1 protein-coding gene is annotated in these 509 nt (G+C 72.7%); it reads left to right on the top strand.

The genetic code is table 11. The features are described 5' to 3' along the window. Nucleotides 1-27 precede the first annotated feature (27 nt). Nucleotides 28-333 carry an FGGY-family carbohydrate kinase gene (locus DNK89_RS25085; protein WP_370220978.1) on the top strand — a complete coding sequence of 102 codons (306 nt, stop codon included), beginning with the start codon at nt 28-30 and terminating at the stop codon, nt 331-333. The last annotated feature ends 176 nt before the right edge of the window (nt 334-509 follow it).

Genomic DNA, 509 nt, shown 5'->3' with positions numbered 1-509 from the left:
GGCCCCGCCGAGCTTGCACACGCCGCGCTGGAGAGCGTCTGCTACCAGACCTACGATCTGCGCGAAGCCATGCGCGCCGACTGGCCCGGCGAGAAGGCCGCCAACGTGCTGCGCGTCGACGGCGGCATGACCGCGTCAGACTGGACCATGCAGCGCCTCGCCGACCTGCTCGATGCCCCGGTCGACCGCCCCGTGATCCAGGAGACGACCGCGCTGGGCGCGGCCTATCTTGCCGGCCTGCAGGCCGGCGTAGTTGGCCGCGGCGATCGGCAGCTGGGTGATCCGCCGGTCGAGGCCGTCGAGGTCGATGCGGAACGGCCCTGCCGGCCGTAGGGCCTCGGCCGCCCGCTCGCCCAGCGGCGACGGCGCGTCCTTTCGCAGGACGGCGGCCCAGATCGTGCGGGTGATCGGGTGGTTCATGCCCGACATGTCCTGGATGGTCAGGGACAGTCCGAGGTCGGTGCTGACGGCGAAGGCCAGCAGGCCGCCGCCTGCCTCGAAGACCGGCC

Origin of the sequence: Acidovorax sp. ST3 (assembly GCF_003231145.1) — a bacterium.
Taxonomy (GTDB): domain Bacteria; phylum Pseudomonadota; class Gammaproteobacteria; order Burkholderiales; family Burkholderiaceae_C; genus Acidovorax.
Note: the sequence above shows the minus strand (reverse complement) of the source record. Positions and strands in the feature narration are given on the sequence as shown.